Raw genomic sequence first — 20,738 nt, 5'->3', positions numbered from 1 at the left:
GGGCTCGGTGCGTGTCGACACGTACACGTACATACGCGTCGGTACCTCCATGTATACGCACACGTTCATGCGGGTACGTCAGTGCGCGTCGGCGATGTGCTGTGTGCCGATGCGCTTACGGAACACCCAGTACGTCCACCCCTGGTACATCAGCACCACGGGCGTCGCGATCCCGGCGCACCAGGTCATGATCTTCAGGGTGTACGGGCTGGACGAGGAGTTGGTGACCGTGAGGTTCCAGGCCTCGTTCAGCGAGGACGGCATGACGTTCGGGAAGAGCGTCAGGAAGAGCATCGCGACCGCCGCGGTGATCGTCACTCCCGAGAGCGCGAACGACCAGCCCTCGCGTCCCGCCGCGATGGCGCCGATCGCTCCGACCAGCGCCACGACGGCGATGATCATCGCGAGCAGGCTCCAGCCGTCGCCGTTGTCGGCCTGCGTCCAGATCAGGAAGCCCAGCGCGAGCACCGCGGTGGCCAGGCCCAGCTTCAGAGCGAGCTTGCGCGCCCGTGTCCGGATGTCCCCGACCGTCTTGAGCGCGGCGAACACCGAGCCGTGGAAGGTGAACAGGAAGAGCGTGACCAGTCCGCCCAGGATGGAGTACGGGTTGAGCAGGTCCCAGAAGTTCCCGACGTACTCCATGTCGGCGTCGATCTTGACGCCGCGCACGATGTTCCCGAACGCCACTCCCCACAGCAGTGCGGGAATCAGCGAGGTCCAGAAGATCGCGTTCTCCCAGTTGGTCTGCCACCGCTCCTCGGGCCGCTTGGCGCGGTACTCGAAGGCGACCCCGCGCACGATCAGGCACAGCAGGATGATCAGCAGCGGCAGGTAGAACCCGGAGAAGAGGGTGGCGTACCACTCCGGGAAGGCCGCGAAGGTCGCGCCGCCCGCGGAGAGCAGCCAGACCTCGTTGCCGTCCCAGACGGGCCCGATCGTGTTGATCAGGACCCGCCGCTCCTTGCGGTCGCGGGCCAGCAGCTTGGTGAGGACCCCGATGCCGAAGTCGAATCCCTCCAGGAAGAAGTAGCCGATCCAGAGGACGGCGATGAGTACGAACCAGACGTCGTGGAGTTCCATCTCTCAGCTCCTCTGCTCTCAGTAGGAGAAGGCCATGGGCCGGTCGGCGTCGTCATGGTCGCGTCCGCCGATCTTGGTGGGCGGGTTGAGGTCGGATTCCGTGAGTTCCGGGGGTCCGGCCTTGATGTACTTCACGAGCAGCTTGACCTCGATCACGGCGAGCACCGCGTAGAGCAGGGTGAAGACGATCATCGATGTGAGGACCTCGCCCTGCGAGACACCGGGGGAGACCGCGTCACGGGTCTGGAGGACGCCGTAGACGACCCAGGGCTGACGCCCCATCTCGGTGAAGATCCAGCCCCAGGAGTTGGCGATCAGCGGGAAGAGCAGGGTCCAGAGGGCGACGATCCAGTAGAGCTTGGTGAGCTTGGGGCTCAGCGCCTTGTTCTTGAACAGGACCAGATGCGGCACTTCGTCCTCACCGGTGCGCATCCCCGGTGGCAGCATGAACTTCCTCCGGGTCAGCCACAGCCCCAGGATGCCGAGGCCGAAGGACGCCATCCCGAAGCCGATCATCCAGCGGAAGCTCCAGAAGGCGACGGGGATGTTCGGCCGGTAGTCGCCGGGCCCGTACTTCTCCTGCGCTGCCTTGTTGATGTCGTTGATGCCGGGGACGTACGAGTTGAAGTCGTCGTCCGCGAGGAAGGACAGTACCCCCGGGATCGAGATCTCCACGGAGTTGTGGCCCTTGCTGACATCCCCGTACGCGAAGACCGAGAAGGGCGCGGAGTTCTGGCCGTCCCACAGCGCCTCGGCCGCCGCCATCTTCATCGGCTGCTGCTTGAACATCACCTTGCCCAGCCGGTCACCGCTGACGGCGGTGAGCAGCCCGGCGATCACGACCGTGACCAGACCCAGCCTCAGCGAGGTGCGCATCACCGCGATGTGCTTCTTGCGCGCCAGGTGGAAGGCCGCGATGCCGACCATGAAGGCGCCACCCACGAGGAAGGCGGCCGTGATGGTGTGGAAGAACTGGGTGAGCGCCGTGTTCTGCGTGAGCACGTGCCAGAAGTCGGTGAGCTCGGCGCGGCCGCGTTCCTCGTTGATGCGGTAACCGACCGGGTGCTGCATCCAGGAGTTGGCCGCCAGGATGAAGTACGCGGAGAGGAACGTGCCGATCGAGACCATCCAGATGCAGGCGAGGTGAACCTTCTTCGGCAGCTTGTCCCAGCCGAAGATCCACAGCCCGATGAAGGTGGACTCGAAGAAGAACGCGATCAGCGCCTCGAAGGCGAGTGGCGCACCGAAGATGTCGCCGACGAACCGCGAGTAGTCGGACCAGTTCATCCCGAACTGGAACTCCTGGACGATGCCGGTGACCACGCCCATGGCGATGTTGATCAGGAAGAGCTTGCCCCAGAACTTGGTGGCCCTGAGGTACTTCTCGTTGTTCGTCCGGACCCAGGCGGTCTGCAGGCCGGCGGTGAGCGCGGCGAGCGAGATCGTCAGCGGGACGAACAGGAAGTGGTAGACGGTGGTAATGCCGAACTGCCATCGCGCCAAGGTCTCCGGCGCCAGAGCTAGGTCCACGTCGTCTTCTCCTTAAATCGCCGTGGTCACAGCCGCAGTTTGCCCCTTTAATCCCACAAAACAGGGGATGAACCAGGACACGCTTGTGAACGCGTTCACATTCACAAACATTATGGCGCACAGACTTTCGGGACCTTCGTGCGGGGTACCCCTCTTCGGGCTTTCGGCATGATCCCGCCCCCAATCCACCCAGATACCCGGGCAGGACGGGGCCGGGCAGACGGGTACCCACAGAGGACGGGGGCCGGGCAGGACGGGGCCGGACAGACGAGCAACCGCAGAGGACGGTGCTCGCGGACGCCCCGGTAATCCCGGACGCGCCGGCGCTCGCGGACAGCTCGGCGGCCGCCCCGGACATGCCGGTGGCCCCGGACCTCACCGATCGAGGTCCGGGGCCACCGGCACACAGCGTCCGCTCACCGCCGGGGCACGGCCGCTCCCACCGCCGGGGCACGGCCGCTCCGCGGCAGGGCTCGGCCTACAGCCGGCTGCGGTACTCCTCCGCGACCTTCAGGAACAGGTCGTTCGCCTCGCTCTCGCCGACTGTGACCCGCACCCCCTCGCCCGCGAACGGGCGCACGACCACACCGGCCCGCTCACAGGCCGCGGCGAAGTCGACCGTGCGCTCACCGAGCCGCAGCCAGACGAAGTTGGCCTGGGACTCCGGAACGGTCCACCCCTGCCCCACCAGCCCCTCGTACACCCTGGCGCGCTCGCCGACCAGAGTGCCGACCCGCCCCAGCAGTTCGTCCTCGGCGCGGAGCGAGGCGACCGCGGCGTCCTGCGCGAGCTGGCTGACGCCGAACGGGACAGCCGTCTTCCGCAGCGCGGCGGCCACCGGCTCATGGGCCACCGCGAACCCGACCCTGAGCCCCGCGAGGCCGTACGCCTTGGAGAAGGTCCGCAGCACGGCCACATTGGGCCGGTCCCGGTAGATCTCGATGCCGTCCGGCACCTCGACATCACGGACGAACTCCTTGTACGCCTCGTCGAGGACCACGAGCACATCGCCCGGCACCCGGTCGAGGAACCGTTCCAGCTCGGCCCTGCGCACGGCGGTGCCGGTCGGGTTGTTCGGGTTGCAGACGAAGATCAGCCGGGTCCGGTCGGTGATCGCGTCCGCCATCGCGTCGAGGTCGTGCACCTCACCGTCGGTCAACGGCACCTTCACCGAGGTCGCCCCGCTGACCTGGGTGATGATCGGGTACGCCTCGAACGAGCGCCAGGCGTAGATGACCTCGTCGCCGGGGCCCGAGGTGGCCTGGAGCAGCTGCTGCGCCACACCGACCGACCCCGTGCCCGTGGCCAGGTGCGAGAGCGGGACACCGAAACGGTTCGCCAGCTCGTTCATCAGGCCGGTGCACGCCATGTCCGGGTACCGGTTGAACCGCTCGGCCGCGGCCAGGGTGGACTCCAGCACACCGGGCAGCGGCGGGTACGGATTCTCGTTGGAGGACAGCTTGAAGGCGACCGGTCCGTCCGCAGCGGCCGGCTTGCCCGGCACATAGGCGGGAACACCGTCCAGCTCAGCACGCAGCTTGGGGCTCGTCTCGCTCACCGCAGGTCCTCCTAGGCCATCAGTACGGATCAATACTGCTCACCTTATGAGGATTGGGCGCCGCTGCGAATGGCGGAGCAGGGAATCGTTTCCCGGGGGGAGCATTTCCCGTCCCGGCGCGCGCCGGTGGCTCACTCCGTGGCGCGCGTCCCCCGAAGAGGTGAGTTGAGACCTCTTCGAAACATCGAACATTTATGAGGCCCACGCCGGTCCACGCATGACACACTTACGCCCAGGCGGCCAACACCCTTGATTTGCAAGGTATTTGGTTACGGATGACCATGCAGAAACGTGCCTGTCAACGCGTGCATATGCGACCGGACCGACCGCCCTCCGGAGCCCTACTATCGGCTCGCCATGACAGCAGCAGGGAAGCACCAGGTGAGCCGGACGGAGACACCCCGGCGCAACGGCCGGCCGGGACGGGCGGGGATCCGTGATGTGGCCGCCGCGGCCGGGGTCTCGATCACGACCGTCTCCGACGCGCTCAACGGCAAGGGCAGGCTCCCGGAAGCCACCCGCCGCCATGTCCGCGAGGTCGCAGAGCGCCTGGGCTACCGCCCGTCGGCCGCGGCCCGAACCCTCCGTACGGGCAGATCCGGCCTGATCGGCCTGACCGTGACCACGTACGGGAATGAACCTTTCACCTTCACCGAATTCGCGTACTTCGCGGAGATGGCCAGAGCCGCGACCTCCGCGGCCCTCGACCGCGGGTACGCCCTCGTCATCCTCCCCGCCACCTCCCGCCACGACGTCTGGTCGAACGTCGCGCTCGACGGCACCGTCGTCATCGACCCCTCCGACCAGGACCCGGTCGTCACCGAACTCGTACGCCAGGGCCTGCCCGTCGTCTCGGACGGCCGCCCGGCCGGCACGCTTCCGGTCACCGCCTGGGTCGACAACGACCACCGGGCCGCCGTGCTCGACCTCCTGGACCATCTCGCCGCCGCCGGGGCGCGCCGCATCGGCCTGCTGACCGGCACCACCACCGACACGTACACCCGGCTGTCCACCACCGCGTATCTCCACTGGTGCGAGCGGGTGGGCCAGGACCCGGTCTACGAGTCCTACCCGGCCCACGACCCCTGCGCGGGCGCGGTCGCCGCCGACCGCCTCCTCGCCCGCCCGGACCGGCCGGACGCCGTGTACGGGCTCTTCGACCCCAACGGGACCGATCTGCTGGCGGCCGCCCGCCGCTACGGTCTGCGGGTCCCGGAGGACCTGCTGCTGGTCTGCTGCAGCGAATCCACGGTGTACGCGAGCACCGAACCGCCCATCACGACACTCTCGCTCAAGCCGCGCCGCATCGGCACAGCGGTCGTCCAGCTTCTCATCGACGCCATCGAAGGCGTCGAGCACGACGGTCCGGTGGAGCAGGTGATACCGACGGAGCTCATCGTCCGGACCTCCTCGCAACGCCGTCCGCCCCGCACCACGGTCAGCGCGCCACGATCTCCGAGCGGGGACTGATCGTACTATTTCGGACCAAACGGCGGGTGAACCGTGAGTGCGCCCGGATTCACCACCCCTGGTGCGTCACACAGCACGATCCGCATTCCTATGATGGGCGCACGACACCGCGGACCACCTCTACCAGGCACGGCCCGTCAGGTGTACGGCGGCGCGACGGTGGTGGAGGGGTCGATGACTCAGGGGGCCGGTCAGGAACCCGTAGTGCGGACGGCGACGTTGCGCGACTTCCGCGTACCTCCGTACGCGCGGACACCCGTGCCCCCGCACCCACCGCATCCCGGCAACGCCGTGGTGGGCGAGGAGCCGCCGGAGGGCTACACGCCCACCGAGCGCGACCTTCCCGTCATCAACCGCGGTGACACGGTCCAGGTGCGGGCCACCCCGGTCCCGCGGAGTGCCGCGGAGTCGGAGCGCGGCCCGCTGTACGTCGTCGGGGACGTCCACGGCTATCTGGACGAGCTGCTGGCCGCCCTCGCCGAACAGGGTCTCGTCGACGCCGACGGCAACTGGACCGCGGGCAACGCCCGGCTGTGGTTCCTCGGCGACTTCACCGACCGCGGGCCCGACGGCATCGGCGTCATCGACCTCGTCATGCGGCTCTCCGCCGAGGCCGCGGCCGCCGGCGGCTACTGCAAGGCGCTGATGGGCAACCACGAGCTCCTGCTGATCGGCGCCAAGCGGTTCGCCGACACCCCGGTCAACTCCGGAGCCGGCACCGCCACCTTCCAGGCGGCCTGGCTGCTCAACGGCGGACAGAAGACCGACATGGAGCGGCTCCAGGACGTCCACCTCCAGTGGATGTCCCGGCTCGACGCGGTCGTCGAGGAGGACGGGCATCTGCTGATGCACTCCGACACGACGGCCTACCTCGACTACGGGTCCACCATCGAGGACGTCAACGACACGGTCCACGCCATTCTCACGCGCAACGACGCCGACGAGTGCTGGGACCTCTTCCGCAAGCTCACCAAGCGGTTCGCCTTCCGCGACGAGGGCGGTGCGCAGGCGGTGCGGGAGCTGATGTCGACGTACGGCGGACAGCGCGTCGTCCATGGTCACAGTCCCATTCCCTATCTGCTCGGCGAGGTCGGCTCGGAGGACGGCGAGAACGGCGCGGGTCCGCTCGTGACCGGTCCGCATGTGTACGCGGACGGGCTCGCCATCGCCATGGACGGCGGAGTGACCATGGCCGGAAAGCTATTGGTGGTCCAACTCCCCCTGCATGACTGACGGCTGCCGGGGAAGACGCATCATCGACCTGACTGCTCCGATCACCGGGCCTATTTACGGAAACCCCCTGTCACCCCGTGCCGTGGGCGCTCTACCATCGGCGTATCAGTAGCAGGCTCTCCTCCGTTTCCGCCCGAACGCCCGGTCCACGCGGGCAGTCAGGCCCTACGGAGCATCGGGGGATGCACATGAACAGCGCTCCGCACCTGCTGGCCGAGGACCGACCCGAGTACGAGCGGATCCTGGGCGACGCACTGCGCCATGCTCATGAACGCCCGGATCTGGACGGCGTCGGGGACCGTCTCAACACGGAACAGCTGCGCACCATGGCACTGAACGCGACGGACCTGATCACCGGGGCCGCCGCCACCGAGTACGACCACTATGTGCGCGCCCGCGGTGAGCTGCGCAGGCCCACCGGCGCGGCGGACCAGGACCCGGACGACGAGCAGGGCCAGGGCCCCGCCCCCGGTGACGCGGGGCCGGACGGGGCCGCGCGTACGGGCGCGGGCATAGGCGCGGTCGTCACGGTCCTGGCCCCGGTCCTGGCGGGCACTGCGGCCGCGATCTTCCTGCTGCTCGGCTATCTGCTCAAGGCCGTCAGCCCGTCCCTCGCCTTCGCCGGCACGATGGTCACGGCCGGCTGGTTCTTCGCGGCCGCCGCCGCGGCGGCCATCCTCGTCGCCGCCGTGGGGCTGCTGATCACGGCTCTGCGCAACGGGGCGACCTCGCTCTCCGCCGAGAACGAGGAACAGGAGCTTCCGGAAGAGATCGCACGGGCCCGGGAGGCCTGGCGCCATGCCCTGCTGGAGCGCGGCATCCTGCCGTTCCTGCGGGACGCCCTGGACGACCCCACGGCCGGACCCGCGGCACGGACCCCGTACCGCTCCCCGAACCGCATCCCCAGGATCGGCTACAGCAGCCCGGACTTCTCCGGTCCGGAGGGCGGCCCCGCAGCGGGTCCGAGGCCGACGTTCACGAGCCCGGATTTCACCAGTCCGGACTTCGGCGGCCCCGAGCACCAGCCGAAGTAACGCTCCTGCGCGCGGAGTCCCCGCGCACGCGGAATCCTCGCGCGGGCGGTCCCCGGCCCTCGGACACGGCAAAGGCCGGGGCAGCTCGCGCTGCACCCGGCCCGTGCGGTGCTCCGGCCCGTCACGGCGCCGGAGCGGTGAGAATCAGACGCCCTGCGGCGACAGCTTCGGGTTGGCGCCGTACTCGTTCGCCTCGTACTTGCCCTCGGTGGCCAGGAAGACGAGCAGGATGATGCCGCCGACCAGCGGGACGAGCGAGATCAGGATCCACCAGCCCGAGCGGCCGGTGTCGTGCAGACGGCGCACGATGACGGCGAGCGACGGGACGATGACGGCGACGATGTAGATGTAGTACGGGACCTGCGTGCCTATCGCCGCACCGATGGCCATCAGGATCACGGCCGCGATGATGTTGAAGAGCACGAACATCCAGTACTCCTTGCGGCGTGCGCGACCGCTGAAGCCTGCGTAGTTCTTGAGTACGTCCAGGTACCAGTTCATGGTGATTCCCTCCCCGGGCCCCCCGTGCGAGGGCTCACATTTTTCGGCCAGGCATGCCGGAAAGTAAGGCACAGATAAGGAGACGGTCAAGCTCTGGTGGACCCTCGGCGGAACGTACATCCAGCTGCAGCACTACCGTGTCCATACCGTCGCTCAACCTGCATGAAAAACCGGGCCGGATGGCCACCGACCGGCTCAAATGGCGCGTACAAGACAAACGTTGCCGTCCTTCGCACACGGAGCACGGCGCCGCTCCCGGCGGAAGACCCGCCCGGAACAGCGCCGTTCATGCCCTCGATACGCCGTCGGAGGCCCGGCCGGCCGTCAGTCCGCGATCGGCAGATAGACCCGGTTTCCGGCCGCGGCGAACTCCTTCGACTTCTCCGCCATCCCCGCCTCGATCTCCGTCCGCAAGCCCCCGTGCTCACGCCGGATGTCCTGTGAGATCTTCATCGAGCAGAATTTCGGCCCGCACATCGAGCAGAAGTGCGCCGTCTTGGCCGGCTCGGCGGGCAGTGTCTCGTCGTGGAACTCCCGCGCCGTGACCGGGTCGAGGGCCAGATTGAACTGGTCCTCCCAGCGGAACTCGAAGCGCGCGTCCGACAGCGCGTCGTCCCAGTCCTGCGCCCCCGGGTGCCCCTTGGCGAGGTCCGCCGCATGGGCGGCGATCTTGTAGGTGATCACGCCGGTCTTCACATCGTCCCGGTTGGGCAGCCCCAGGTGCTCCTTGGGCGTGACGTAGCAGAGCATCGCCGTGCCCCACCAGGCGATCATCGCCGCACCGATACCGGAGGTGATGTGGTCGTACGCCGGGGCGACATCGGTGGTCAGCGGGCCGAGCGTGTAGAACGGCGCCTCCTCGCAGATCTCCTGCTGAAGGTCGATGTTCTCCTTGATCTTGTGCATCGGGACATGGCCCGGCCCCTCGATCATCGTCTGCACACCGAACCGCTTGGCGATCGTGTTCAGCTCGCCCAGCGTGCGCAGTTCGGCGAACTGCGCCTCGTCGTTGGCGTCGGCGATCGAGCCGGGGCGCAGACCGTCGCCCAGCGAGTACGTCACGTCGTACGTCGCGAGGATCTCGCACAGTTCCTCGAAGCGCTCGTACAGGAACGACTCCTTGTGGTGCGCGAGACACCAGGCCGCCATGATCGATCCGCCCCGGGAGACGATGCCGGTCTTGCGGCGGGCGGTCAGCGGGACGTACGGCAGACGCACGCCGGCGTGCACCGTCATGTAGTCGACGCCCTGCTCGGCCTGCTCGATGACGGTGTCCTTGTAGATCTCCCAGGTCAGCTCCTCCGCCCTGCCGTCGACCTTCTCCAGGGCCTGGTAGAGCGGGACGGTGCCGATCGGCACCGGGGAGTTGCGCAGCACCCACTCACGGGTGGTGTGGATGTTGCGCCCGGTGGAGAGATCCATGACCGTGTCGGCGCCCCACTGGGTGGCCCAGGTCATCTTGTCCACCTCCTCCTCGATCGAGGAGGTGACCGCCGAGTTGCCGATGTTGGCGTTGACCTTCACCAGGAACCGCTTGCCGATGATCATCGGCTCTGTCTCCGGGTGATTGACGTTGGCGGGCAGCACGGCCCGGCCCTCGGCGATCTCCTGGCGCACGACCTCGGGCTCGACGTTCTCCCGGATCGCGACGAATTCCATCTCGGGAGTGATCTCACCCCGCCGGGCGTACGCGAGCTGGGTGACGGGCCGTCCGTCCCGGCTGCGGCGCGGCTGGCGCGGCCGGCCCGGGAAGACGGCGTCGAGGTTGCGCAGCCCGCCACGCGGCGAGGTGTGCTTGAGCCCGTCGTCCTCGGGGCGGGCCGGACGGCCCGCGTACTCCTCGGTGTCGCCGCGGGCGGTGATCCAGTTCTCCCGCAGCGGTGCGAGCCCGCGGCGGACATCGGTGTCGACGGACGGATCGGTGTACGGCCCCGATGTGTCGTACAGCGTCACGTCGTTGCCGTTGGTGAGGTGCACCTGGCGGACCGGCACCCGGAGGTCCGGGCGTGAGCCCTGGACGTATCCCTTGTGCCAGCCGATGGACTTCCCGGCCTCGTCGTCCGGTGCGCCCTGACCGACGCGCACATTCTGCGCTTCCTGGTCATTCCGCTTCGAGGCAGGCGTGCGTGCGTCCGATGTGGTCATGAGACCTACTCCCTACGCCGGCATTACCCGGTAACAGGTTCGGCGGTCGACGCAGCATGTCCCGTACAGATGTACGGAGATCAGCGTCCTCTCAGCCCGGTGCTCCGAGCTCCCGCGTGTGCAAAGGTGCCACCACGCTAGCGCCCTTCGTGGCGAGCTGACCAGAGGCCCCCTCCCGTTCTTGCGATGATCGCCCCGTGACTTCCCCCCAAAGCGACCCCGCATCCCAGGGCCACGCACATGGCCACTCGCACAGTCACGGCCCCGCCGCGCCCGTCTCCAAGCATCTGCGCAAGGTCATCGCGGCCGTACTGATCCCCTTCGCCACCGCGGTCGTGGTCGGTCTCGTGGCCTTCTGGCCCGGCGGCGTCCCGGCGCACGAGCGCACCGGCGTCGGCTTCGACCGGCAGACCCAGGAAGGCACAGTGGTGCAGGTCGACAAGGTCGACTGCAAGGACGTCAACGCCGCACAGGTGCCGCCGACCGGGGGCACCTCCACTCCGTCCGGACGGGAAGCGGTCAACGAGCAGTCGGGGCAGTGCGAGAAGGCCACGATCGAGGTGACCACCGGCAACGACAAGGGCCGGAAGTTCGTCGAGGTGATCCAGCCCGACGCCCCCCGGCAGCTGCGTGAGGGACAGGGCGTGGTCGTGGCGTACGCGCCCGACGCGCCGCACGACCTCCAGTACTCGGTCATCGATGTGGACCGGACGGTCCCGATGGCTCTGCTCGCCGGGATCTTCGCCCTCGCGGTCGTCGTCGTGGGAAGGCTGCGCGGGGTGATGGCACTGGTGGCGCTCGCCGTGTCCTTCGCCGTACTGACCCTGTTCATCCTGCCCGCGATCCTTCAGGGGTCGAATCCGCTGGTCGTCGCGGTGATCGGGGCCAGCGCCATCATGCTGGCGGCCCTCTACATGTGCCACGGGCTGACGGCCCGTACGTCCGTCGCGGTCATCGGCACACTGATCTCACTGCTGCTGATCGGGCTGCTCGGCTCGCTCTTCATCGGCTGGGCGAGCCTGACGGGCAACACCGACGACAACACCGGCCTCATCCACGGCCTGTACCCGGAGATCGACATGAGCGGCCTGCTGCTCGCCGGGATCATCATCGGCTCGCTCGGCGTGCTCGACGACGTGACCGTCACCCAGACCTCGGCCGTCTGGGAATTGCATCAGGCGGACCCGCGGATGGGTTGGCGGGCGCTGTACCGGGCAGGGATCCGTATCGGAAGGGACCACATCGCCTCGGTCGTCAACACCCTGGTGCTCGCCTACGCGGGCGCGGCACTGCCGCTGCTGCTGCTCTTCACCATCGCCCAGAGCAGTGTGGGATCGGTCGCCAACAGCGAGCTGGTCGCTGTGGAGATCGTCCGGACGCTGGTCGGATCGATCGGACTGGTCGCCTCGGTACCGGTGACCACGGTGCTCGCCGCTCTGGTCGTCTCCGCGGACCGCACAGGGCTCGGCGCGGAAGCCGGAGCTCCTGCACCCGTACGGACCGGGAGAGGCCGTCGTCGCAAGGCATGACCGCGAACGACCGGCGTACCACCCGCTCGACCGGCACTCAACCGCGCTTCAACCGGCACCTCGCCCCTGCCGGCGACAACCACCCCATTTCTCCCCGCGGACGCCGCGCCGCCCCTCGGCAGGCGTCGAGCCGCTCTCCTGAACCGGCAAGGGACCTGTCCGTATCAACCGGCGTTCTGCTCCTCGGCGAGGATCCGGCCGAGCGCCTCTTCGAGGTTTCCGTCGAAGTCACCCAGCGTGTGTTCCTGCCCCAGCGGCACCAGCTTGTCCGTCCGGTCGAGAAACGCCACGAGGGGCGCCGTACCGGCCCGGAACAAGGCGCGGTCCGCGCCGACCTGCAAACGGATGTGCACATCGCTCAGCCCTTCGGGCTCCGTCGGCCCGATGTGCACATCACCGTCCCCACTGGGACTGTTCAGACCGTCCAACAGCAACTCACGGCCGAACGCCCAGGTCACAGGGGCGTCGCCGGGCAAGTGGAACGTCATTCGGATCGCGTACGGATCACCGACCTCGTAGCGAAGCTCCACCGGAATTCGGAAAGACAGCTCCTCGGAGACGAGGAAGCTCATCATGACCTCTGCTTGAACCGACTCGCGCATCGTTCAACCCCGCAGTAGATGAAACTGGCCAGGAATGATCCCCCCTGACCCTATTGACGCCATCGTGGTGCACGCGATAGCAGATCACAAGGAGTGATTTTTCAGATACTGATAGAGAACACGAACGAACGCAAGAGGCTCGTCACTTCGCCACGTAGCTGTTCGACTGCGGGGAGCAACCGATCCGCCTGGTCAAGGGGTAAGGAAATGGCCACTGCGGCGACCGTGGAACCTGCGGTGATGGGGATGGCGGCGCACACCGTGCCCAGTGCGTACTCCTGTCGCTCGATGACAGGTTCCGTACGCTCCATCGTTCTGAATCGCTCAAGAAGCGACTCACGATCTCGCACTGAGTAACGGGTGAGCGGTTGGACCGGATGGCGGTCGAGATGTTCCTCGCGGGCCTTCTCGTCCAGCTGGCTCAGCAGACACTGGCCGATCGCGTGTGCGTGCCCCGTCTCCCGGAACGAGGCCCACTCGTTCACGGCGGGAGCGGCCGGGGTGTCCGCGACGGCGATGAGTTCGACCTCACCCTCGCGGTAGACGGCGCAGTAGACCGGGGCACCGATGACATCGCGCAGATGCGCCAGCGAGTCACTGACGGAGCTGCGACGATTCTGCACCGCCTGCAGCCCGGTCAGCTTCTCGGCGGCCGCGCCGAAGACGAAAACGCCTTTCTCCCTGCGGAGATAGCCCTCATGGGTCAGGGTGCGCAACAGGTGGTACGCGGTGGGAAGCGGAAGGCCCGCCTCCCGCGCGAGCTGCTTCGCTGGTGCCCCGTCCCGATGGGTGCCCACAGCCTCCAGCAGCCTCAGCGCCCGCTGAACCGAACCGATCAGTGTCGGGACAGCGGCATTCGTTGCCGTGGTCAAAGGTCACCCCCAGGCATGGTGACGGGCGGTCAGCCCTCCCGTGGGGGCCGCCCCCACGGGCCTGCCGCGATCCTGGGGTCCGGCAAACGGACTGTCATACAAACCACTGGTCAGGGTGGTGACGGACTGTGACATCCCAGATGGCGGCAGCGGTACCCCACTGTATCCGTACCGCCCGTTTCGGGATGCAGTTTCCTGGGCGACTTAGCTCAGCTGGCCTAACCGTCGTCGCTCTGCGTGTTCATCGGAGCTGCGCCGCGCCTGCCGCCGCGCGGCGCAGGTCTTCCTACCAGTCGCCGCGCGACGAGGACGACGACATGAACTTCCGGACGATGAAGACGACACCGCCGACCAGGACGACGAAGACCAGCACCTTGAAGAGCAGGCCGATGACGAACCCGACCACGCTGGCGATGAGCCCGCCGAACACGACGATCGCGATGACGGGCACCGCGACCCACTTCACCCACCACGGCATCCCCGCGAATATCTCCCGCACGGCCATCGCTCTACCTCGTCTCTGTGAGTTCCTGCCTCGATGCTAGGGGCGCGAGGTGGCCCGGCGGGGGCTCCGCAGCCCTTGGAGTCCCCTGATCGAACCCCTAGGGAACCCGGGGTTCCGGGCTCAGCTCTCGGGCGGGGAGAAAACCACCATCACCCGGAGGTCCTCGGTGATGTGGTGGAACTTGTGGGCCACCCCGGCGGGGACGTACACGACGCTTCCCCGGCCGACCTGGGTCGTCTCCATGCCGACCGTGATCGACGCCCGGCCGCTGACCACGAAGTACACCTCGTCCTGCTGGTGCGGCTGCTGGGGGTCGAGCTCACCGGCGTTCAGCGCGTACAGGCCGACGGACATGTTGCGTTCCCGCACGAACTGAAGATACGCGCCGTCGTTGGCGGCCCGCTCCGCCTCCAGCTCGTCCAGTCTGAATGCCTTCATGGCCTGTCCGCCCCTTTGTACCTGTCATGCCGGTGTCGGCCACCGATCGTGTCTGCCACGATCAGACACATGATGAATTTCCTAGTCAAGACGATCGCGAACGCGGGCGCGCTGGCCGTGGCCATCTGGCTGGTCCAGGACATCACGCTCGACGGAGGGAGCACCGGGCGCAAGGCGCTCACCCTGATAGTGGTGGCTCTGCTCTTCGGGCTGGTGAACTTCCTCGTCAAGCCCGTGGTGAAGCTGCTCACGTTCCCGCTGTTCATCCTGACGCTCGGGCTGATCACCCTGGTCGTCAATGCCCTCATGCTGATGCTGACCTCATGGCTGGCCGGCCTGTTCGATCTCAGTTTCCATGTCGACGGGTTCTGGACTGCCGTACTCGGCGGCCTGATCATCTCTGTCGTGTCCTGGGCACTCAACGTCGTCCTGCCCGAGGAGGACTGACCGAGGTGCCGCCGAAGCCCGCTCCGGGGGACCTGGAACAGTGCTGAGCGGACCGGTGACGCCGGGAGAGAGAAGCGAGGAATCAGCATGAGCACGATGGGCGAGGGGACACGGGCGGTACGGGCGGGGCTTCCCGAACCGGAGCAGTACGAACCCACCCTGCCCGGTCCGGTCTTCGCCGCACACTTCCATCTGTCCGGCGAACCGGTCGGCCCGTACACCTACGGCCGGGACTCCAATCCGACGTGGACCCATCTGGAGCGGGCCATCGGCGAGCTGGAGGCGCCGGGGGAGGACGTCGGGACCACGGTGTTCGCCTCCGGAATGGCGGCCATCTCGGCGGTGCTGCTGTCCCAGGCGCGCACGGGTGACACCGTGGTGCTGCCGGACGACGGCTACCAGGCGCTTCCGCTGGTGCGTGAACAGCTGGAGGCGTACGGCGTCGGGGTACGGACCGCGCCGACGGGAGGCGATGCCCAGCTCGCCGTCCTGGACGGCGCGAAGCTCCTGTGGATCGAGACCCCGTCCAATCCGGGCCTCGATGTCTGCGACGTACGACGGCTCGTCGCTGCCGCGCACGCGGCGGGCGCGCTGGTCGCCGTCGACAACACCCTGGCCACCCCGCTGGGCCAGCGGCCGCTGGAACTGGGCGCCGATTTCTCGGTGGCCAGTGACACCAAGGGCATGACCGGACACGGCGACCTTCTCCTCGGCCATGTGACCTGCCGTGATCCCCGGCTGTCGGCAGGGGTACGGCGCTGGCGCAAGGTCGTCGGGGCGATCCCGGGACCCATGGAGGCCTGGCTCGCGCACCGCTCGCTGGCCACCCTGCACCTGCGGATCGACCGGCAGTGCGCCACCGCTCTCGCGCTCGCCGAGGCCCTGGGCAAGCGTCCGGAGGTAACCGGGCTGCGGTATCCGGGACTGCCCGGCGACCCCTCGTACCCCAACGCCGTGCGGCAGATGCGGCGCTTCGGTTCCGTGGTCTCGTTCGTGCTGGCCGACCGGGAGACCGCCGAGCGTTTCCTGGCCGGGCTGCGGCTGGTGGACGACGCGACGAGCTTCGGCGGCGTGCGCTCCACCGCCGAACGCCGGGGCCGTTGGGGTGGCGACGCCGTACCGGAGGGCTTCATCCGCTTCTCGGCCGGCGCGGAGGACCCGGAGGACCTGCTGGCCGATGTGGAGCGGGCGCTGGACGAGGCGGTGCGCTGAGGACCGGCGCCAAAGCGTCGCCCGGCGGTCCGAGCCTCCCCCCTCGTGGCTCGGACCGCCCCGGTTCTCCGCGCGAAGAACCGTCTGGACAAGGCTAGTTGACTCTGCGTCAGTGTCCAATCACAGTAGCGACAGCGACCTATCGACAAATCTATCGTTGTCCGGATCCACACGGTGCGCGGCTGGGAGGGGACGGCATGGACCTGGCCCTGCTCCGTACGTTCGTCACCGTGCACCGGGCGGGCTCCTTCACCCGGGCCGCCGCCCTCCTGGGGCTCTCCCAGCCCGCCGTCACCTCACAGATACGCACCCTGGAACGGCAGCTGGGCCGCCCCCTCTTCCTGCGCAGGGCCCGTGGAGTCACCCCGACCAGCATCGGCGACGAACTCGCCCACCGGGCGGCGCCCCATCTGGACGCGCTGATCGAGATCGCCGGAACCGGGCTCGACGAGGAATCGGGCGTGCGCACCCTGCATCTGGCCGGCCCGCCGGAGTTCACCTCCGTACGCGCGCTGCCCGCGCTGACACCGCTGGTCTCGCAGGGCCTCGCACTGCGCAGCGCCTTCGTCCCGAACGCCGAAGAGACGCTGGAGGGCCTGGCCGCCGGCCATCATGACCTGGCCATCACCACGGCCCGGCCGCGCGGCGGGCTGCTCACCTCGACAGCCCTCTGCGACGAGGAACACGTCCTGGTGGCCGCACCGCGCTGGGCCGGACGGCTGGGACCCGGGACGCTGCGCCACAAGGACCCCGTGGTGCTGGAGCAGCTGCCGGTGGTCGAGGTGCACGAGAGCCTGCCGCTGGTCTCCCGCTACTGGGCCGCCGTCTTCGAGAGCCGGCCCGCCGCGTCCGCCGCCGTCGTCGCTCCGGATCTGCGGGCGGTCCTGGAGTGCGCGGTGGCGGGTGCCGGGCTCGCCGTCCTGCCGCGCTACCTCTGCGAGCGGGCACTCGAACGGGGCGAGGTCGTGGCCCTGCTCGATCCTCCGGTGCCACCGCTGCGGACGTACTTCCTCGCCGTACGGACCGGCACACTCGCCCTGCCTCACCTCGCGCGGGCGCATGAATCGCTGGTGCGCGCTGCCAGCGCCTGGTGACCCGGCGGGCCCGGGGAGTTTCGGAACGCGTTTCCCGGGCCACGCTCTTGCCATGACCGAACGTCCTGTGGTCAAGCGCACCGCACGCGCCATCCTGCTCGACGGCGAGGACCTCGTCCTCATCAAGCGCACCAAGCCGGGGGTGGATCCGTACTGGCTGACGCCCGGCGGCGGGGTCGAACCGGAGGACGCGACCGTGGTGGACGCCCTGCACCGGGAGGTCGACGAAGAGCTCGGCGCCAAGATCGTCGACGTCGTGCCCTGTTTCGTCGACACCGTCGAGCACATCGCGGACGGCGGGGTGACGGGCGTGAAGGTCCAGCACTTCTTCGTCTGCCGACTGGAGTCGATGGACCCCTCGCGACGCCACGGCCCCGAGATCGACGACCCCTGCGGAGCGTACGAGATCGTCCGGGTGCCGTTCAGCAGGGTCGGGATCGCGGCGGTCCATCTCGTACCGCTGTCGCTGCGGCACTATCTGGACGGCAACATCGAGGGCGTACGGGCCATGCACGCACCGGACCTCGGCTGACGCACCGGCCGTCGCGCGGCACAGGGCTTCAGGGCTTCAGGGCTTCAGGGCTTCAGGGCTTCAGGGCTTCAGGGCTTCAGGGCTTCAGGGCTTCAGGGCTTCAGGGCTTCAGGGCTTCAGGGGGATGGTGCGGCAGCCGTCAGTTCCTCGACCGCGTCGTGGCGTATGCGATCGGCGGGCATGCCGATGTCCCTGAGCACATCCACGCCGCTGCGGATCATGCCCGGCGGGCCGGACAGATAGGCCTCGTACCCCCTCCATGGACCGCCCTTCCGTACCGCTTCGGGAAGCAGTCCCGCCGTCCCCGGCCCCGGGCCCCCGGGCACCACGGGGTGGACCGCGAGCCACGGGTGGGTCCGCTGGAGGCGCAGCATCGTGTCGATGTCATAGAGGTCGCGTTCGCTGCGCGCCCCGTAGAAGACCTCGACCGGACGCCGGTCACCGTATTCGGCGACATCCTCGACCAGTGCCCTGATGGGGGCGATGCCCGTCCCGCCGCCCACACAGAGAAGGCCGTGGTGCGTGCTGTGGTCGACCGTCATCGAACCCGTCGGCGCCCCCAGCCGCAGGATGTCGCCCGGCCGGGCGCGGTGCACCAGCGCGTTCGACACCCAGCCCGCCGGAACCGCCCTGACGTGGAACGAGAGCAGCCCGTCCGTCCGGGGTGCCGACGCGAACGAGTAGTGCCGCCAGATTCGCGGCCACCAGGGCGTCTCCAGGGCCGTGTACTGACCGGCGAGGAACGGATAGGCCTGGTCGGGACGGACGGTGAGCACCGCGATGTCCGACGTTCGCCGGTCGTGCGAGACCACCTCCGCCTGCCACCAGGCGGGCGCCCGGCTCTCGTCCTCGGCGGCCGCGTCGATCATGATCTGAGAGATCCCGGTGTAGGCGCGCACCCAGGCCGCCTCGGTCTCGCCGTCCCAGGTGGTGAGCGCGTAGCGGCTGAGGGCTCCCAGCAGTGCCTCGCCGACGGCGGGATAGTGCGCGCTGCGCGTGCCGTACTTCCGGTGGCCGCGCCCCAGCCCACCGAGGTACCCGACGAGCGCCGCCTGATCGTCCAGCAGGCCGGCAGCGGTGAGGATCGCCCGGAACAGGCGGTCGCGCTGGGTGTCCATCGCCACCGGGAACAGGTCCCTCAGCTCCGGGTGCCGGACGAACAGCAGGGCGTAGAAGTACGAGGTGGCCCGGTCCGCGACGGGACCGACCTCGGCGAGGGTGCGATGGATCAGGACCGCGTCGGCTGACGGGGAGGGCGCCGAGGGTCCGCGTGTCCCGGTGGTGGCGGCCGATGTGGAGCTGGCCGGAACATCCATATCTGTGCCTCGCCTCGAACGTCTGCTGATGGTCGGACCCGCGGCGCGGAGTACCGGGCGGGACCGAGCGGACACGGTCCAGGCTCTCCTGCCCCACGGCCGTGCGGGTAGCCCCCGCACACCCGGGGCCGAGGGCAGCGGTTCGTACTCCAAGGCCAGTATCGACGGATACTCCCCTCGGCAGACGACCCGACGCCTCTCGTTCGGCACCGTGTTTCACGTGAAACCACTCAAGCGTTCCGCCCGCCGACGTCTCCTCGTCGTCCATATCGCCGTCTCAGTGAGCTGGCTCGGCCTCACCGTCGGTCTGCTGACGCTCGCCCTCGCGGCCTTCCTCACAGGTGACGTCACGACCGCCGAGGCGGCCACACGTGCCATGAAGATCTTCGGGGACTGGCTGGTCGTCCCCGTCGCCCTCCTCGCGCTTCTCAGCGGCCTGGCCCTCGCCCTCGGCACCGCCTGGGGACTGGCGCGGCATCGCTGGGTCTGGACGAAGTTCTGGCTGACCCTCATCACGGCGGGACTGTCGATCTTCTCGCTGCGCCCCGGGATCAACCACGCCGCGGCGAGCAGCACCGTGGACATCGATCTGGTCGTCGCACCCGCGGTGGCCACGGCGACCTATCTCTTCATCACCGCCGTCTCGGTGCTCAAGCCATGGGGCCCGACCCGTCGCGGGCGACGGCCGCGCCGACCTGCGAGTTCCGCCAAAGGGGTGGACGGGCGATCATCGCGTCGGACAGCCTGACCTCTATGCACCGCCCACAGCCCCGGCCGCTCGCCGAACTGCCCATCAGGCGTCTCACCCGGGCAGACCTGGTCGCCTGCGCCGATCTCTGCGAGGACCGCGGCTGGCCGCGCGATGAGCCCCGCTGGGGTCTGCTGCTCTCCGCCGGTACGGGATACGGCATCGATGACCCCGACGGCAAAGGTCTCGTGGCAGCCTGCGTGGTGACCTCGTACGGGCCCCGGCTCGCCGCCATCGGCATGCTGCTCGTCGCCGGGCGCTGCACCAGACAGGGCGTCGCGCGAAGGCTGATGAAGCATGTCATCGACGCCGCGGGCGGCACACCGCTCTCGCTGTACGCGACGGCTCAGGGACAGCCTCTCTACGAGCAGCTCGGCTTCGGGCTCCTGGGCTGGTCGAACCGCGTCGGCGGATATTTCCGCCCGCGCGGTGACGCGCACGGTGCGGCGGCTGCGGCGTCCGTCACCACCCGCCCGGCCGCGGCCGACGACCTTCGGGCGATGGTCCGGCTGGACCACACGGTCTTCGGGACCGACCGGACGCCCATGCTCGCCCGGCTGCCGGCCTTCTCCGACAGGCTCCGGGTCGCGGAGGCCGACGGCGAACTCGTCGGTTACGCGGCGCTCTGGCCCAGCGGGAACGCACATGTGGTCGGTCCGCTGATCGCGCGGGACACGGCCACGGCCAAGGCCCTCGTCGCCTCGCTGGCCGCGACGACGGACCGTCCGCTGCGGGCGGATATCGACGCGCGCCACACGGAGCTGCTGGACTGGTTCGGGGAGCACGGCCTGGAGCCGGGCTCCCGTACGGCTGTGATGACGTACGGGGGGCACGACCTGCCGGGGGACTGGACCCGCCGGTTCGCCCCGCTGACCGTGGCGACGGGCTGACC

The 20,738-nt window shown here is 68.7% G+C and carries 20 protein-coding genes and 1 riboswitch; of the genes, 10 read left to right on the top strand and 10 right to left on the bottom strand.

Going from position 1 to position 20,738, the window contains the following annotated elements; all coding sequences use genetic code 11:
* Positions 1 to 78: 78 nt before the first annotated feature.
* The 3 genes from cydB to hisC all read right to left on the bottom strand — a co-directional run bounded on the left by cydB (position 79) and on the right by hisC (position 4,168).
* Positions 79 to 1,080, bottom strand: a complete 1,002-nt coding sequence (gene cydB, locus ACIGJO_RS10995; protein ID WP_399955292.1) for a cytochrome d ubiquinol oxidase subunit II — start codon at positions 1,078 to 1,080, stop codon at positions 79 to 81.
* An 18-nt stretch (positions 1,081 to 1,098) separates the two neighbouring features.
* Positions 1,099 to 2,610 (bottom strand): cytochrome ubiquinol oxidase subunit I, encoded by a 1,512-nt coding sequence (locus ACIGJO_RS10990; RefSeq protein WP_399955289.1) that lies wholly within the window; start codon positions 2,608 to 2,610, stop codon positions 1,099 to 1,101.
* A 478-nt stretch (positions 2,611 to 3,088) separates the two neighbouring features.
* Positions 3,089 to 4,168, bottom strand: coding sequence for a histidinol-phosphate transaminase (hisC, locus tag ACIGJO_RS10985; protein WP_399955286.1), 1,080 nt, complete (start codon positions 4,166 to 4,168; stop codon positions 3,089 to 3,091).
* Positions 4,169 to 4,525: 357 nt separating this feature from the next.
* On the opposite strand from hisC, the gene ACIGJO_RS10980 reads away from it, so the two are divergent.
* From ACIGJO_RS10980 to ACIGJO_RS10970, 3 genes are all read left to right on the top strand, one after another.
* A complete protein-coding gene (locus ACIGJO_RS10980; RefSeq protein WP_399955283.1) occupies positions 4,526 to 5,638 on the top strand; it encodes a LacI family DNA-binding transcriptional regulator in 1,113 nt (370 codons plus the stop codon).
* 159 nt (positions 5,639 to 5,797) lie between these two features.
* Positions 5,798 to 6,871, top strand: coding sequence for a metallophosphoesterase (locus ACIGJO_RS10975; RefSeq protein ID WP_399955689.1), 1,074 nt, complete (start codon positions 5,798 to 5,800; stop codon positions 6,869 to 6,871).
* A 182-nt stretch (positions 6,872 to 7,053) separates the two neighbouring features.
* Entirely contained in the window at positions 7,054 to 7,905 is an 852-nt protein-coding gene (locus ACIGJO_RS10970; RefSeq protein WP_399955279.1) for a hypothetical protein, read from the top strand.
* A 144-nt stretch (positions 7,906 to 8,049) separates the two neighbouring features.
* Here ACIGJO_RS10970 and ACIGJO_RS10965 read toward each other — a convergent pair whose 3' ends face one another.
* Positions 8,050 to 8,406 (bottom strand): DUF805 domain-containing protein, encoded by a 357-nt coding sequence (locus ACIGJO_RS10965; RefSeq protein ID WP_399955276.1) that lies wholly within the window; start codon positions 8,404 to 8,406, stop codon positions 8,050 to 8,052.
* Positions 8,407 to 8,730: 324 nt separating this feature from the next.
* On the bottom strand, positions 8,731 to 10,551 hold the full coding sequence (gene thiC / locus ACIGJO_RS10960) for a phosphomethylpyrimidine synthase ThiC (protein WP_399955273.1): 1,821 nt from the start codon (positions 10,549 to 10,551) through the stop codon (positions 8,731 to 8,733).
* Positions 10,544 to 10,677: riboswitch (TPP riboswitch) on the bottom strand. Its footprint overlaps the gene before it by 8 nt.
* A 71-nt stretch (positions 10,678 to 10,748) precedes the next feature.
* Between thiC and ACIGJO_RS10955 the strand changes: the two genes are divergently transcribed.
* On the top strand, positions 10,749 to 12,080 hold the full coding sequence (locus ACIGJO_RS10955) for a YibE/F family protein (RefSeq protein ID WP_399955270.1): 1,332 nt from the start codon (positions 10,749 to 10,751) through the stop codon (positions 12,078 to 12,080).
* Between the two features lie 164 nt (positions 12,081 to 12,244).
* Here ACIGJO_RS10955 and ACIGJO_RS10950 read toward each other — a convergent pair whose 3' ends face one another.
* The 4 genes from ACIGJO_RS10950 to ACIGJO_RS10935 form a co-directional block, all read right to left on the bottom strand.
* Positions 12,245 to 12,682: an SsgA family sporulation/cell division regulator gene (locus ACIGJO_RS10950; RefSeq protein ID WP_266922139.1), complete on the bottom strand. Its 438-nt coding sequence runs from the start codon at positions 12,680 to 12,682 to the stop codon at positions 12,245 to 12,247.
* Positions 12,683 to 12,783: 101 nt separating this feature from the next.
* Positions 12,784 to 13,554, bottom strand: a complete 771-nt coding sequence (locus ACIGJO_RS10945; RefSeq protein WP_399955267.1) for an IclR family transcriptional regulator — start codon at positions 13,552 to 13,554, stop codon at positions 12,784 to 12,786.
* Positions 13,555 to 13,840: 286 nt separating this feature from the next.
* Positions 13,841 to 14,053, bottom strand: coding sequence for a DUF5326 family protein (locus ACIGJO_RS10940; RefSeq protein WP_266927630.1), 213 nt, complete (start codon positions 14,051 to 14,053; stop codon positions 13,841 to 13,843).
* 126 nt (positions 14,054 to 14,179) lie between these two features.
* Positions 14,180 to 14,497 carry a cupin domain-containing protein gene (locus ACIGJO_RS10935; protein ID WP_399955263.1) on the bottom strand — a complete coding sequence of 106 codons (318 nt, stop codon included), beginning with the start codon at positions 14,495 to 14,497 and terminating at the stop codon, positions 14,180 to 14,182.
* 69 nt (positions 14,498 to 14,566) lie between these two features.
* Between ACIGJO_RS10935 and ACIGJO_RS10930 the strand changes: the two genes are divergently transcribed.
* The 4 genes from ACIGJO_RS10930 to ACIGJO_RS10915 all read left to right on the top strand — a co-directional run bounded on the left by ACIGJO_RS10930 (position 14,567) and on the right by ACIGJO_RS10915 (position 17,782).
* Positions 14,567 to 14,944, top strand: a complete 378-nt coding sequence (locus ACIGJO_RS10930; protein WP_399955260.1) for a phage holin family protein — start codon at positions 14,567 to 14,569, stop codon at positions 14,942 to 14,944.
* 87 nt (positions 14,945 to 15,031) lie between these two features.
* Entirely contained in the window at positions 15,032 to 16,156 is a 1,125-nt protein-coding gene (locus tag ACIGJO_RS10925) for a cystathionine gamma-lyase (RefSeq protein WP_399955257.1), read from the top strand.
* Positions 16,157 to 16,353: 197 nt separating this feature from the next.
* Positions 16,354 to 17,250 (top strand): LysR family transcriptional regulator, encoded by an 897-nt coding sequence (locus ACIGJO_RS10920; RefSeq protein ID WP_399955254.1) that lies wholly within the window; start codon positions 16,354 to 16,356, stop codon positions 17,248 to 17,250.
* A 52-nt stretch (positions 17,251 to 17,302) separates the two neighbouring features.
* The gene (locus ACIGJO_RS10915) at positions 17,303 to 17,782 is read left to right on the top strand and encodes an NUDIX domain-containing protein (RefSeq protein WP_399955251.1); all 480 of its coding nucleotides are present in this window, start codon (positions 17,303 to 17,305) and stop codon (positions 17,780 to 17,782) included.
* A gap of 116 nt (positions 17,783 to 17,898) precedes the next feature.
* Here ACIGJO_RS10915 and ACIGJO_RS10910 read toward each other — a convergent pair whose 3' ends face one another.
* Positions 17,899 to 19,260 carry an FAD-binding oxidoreductase gene (locus tag ACIGJO_RS10910; RefSeq protein ID WP_399955686.1) on the bottom strand — a complete coding sequence of 454 codons (1,362 nt, stop codon included), beginning with the start codon at positions 19,258 to 19,260 and terminating at the stop codon, positions 17,899 to 17,901.
* Between the two features lie 58 nt (positions 19,261 to 19,318).
* Between ACIGJO_RS10910 and ACIGJO_RS10905 the strand changes: the two genes are divergently transcribed.
* Positions 19,319 to 19,846, top strand: a complete 528-nt coding sequence (locus ACIGJO_RS10905) for a DUF2269 domain-containing protein (protein ID WP_399955248.1) — start codon at positions 19,319 to 19,321, stop codon at positions 19,844 to 19,846.
* A gap of 5 nt (positions 19,847 to 19,851) precedes the next feature.
* Positions 19,852 to 20,736: a GNAT family N-acetyltransferase gene (locus ACIGJO_RS10900; protein WP_399955245.1), complete on the top strand. Its 885-nt coding sequence runs from the start codon at positions 19,852 to 19,854 to the stop codon at positions 20,734 to 20,736.
* Positions 20,737 to 20,738 lie beyond the last annotated feature (2 nt).

Origin of the sequence: Streptomyces sp. NPDC079020 (assembly GCF_044542225.1) — a bacterium.
GTDB lineage: Bacteria > Actinomycetota > Actinomycetes > Streptomycetales > Streptomycetaceae > Streptomyces.
The sequence above is the reverse complement of the archived record's forward strand: the minus strand, read 5'-3'. Positions and strand labels throughout refer to the sequence as shown.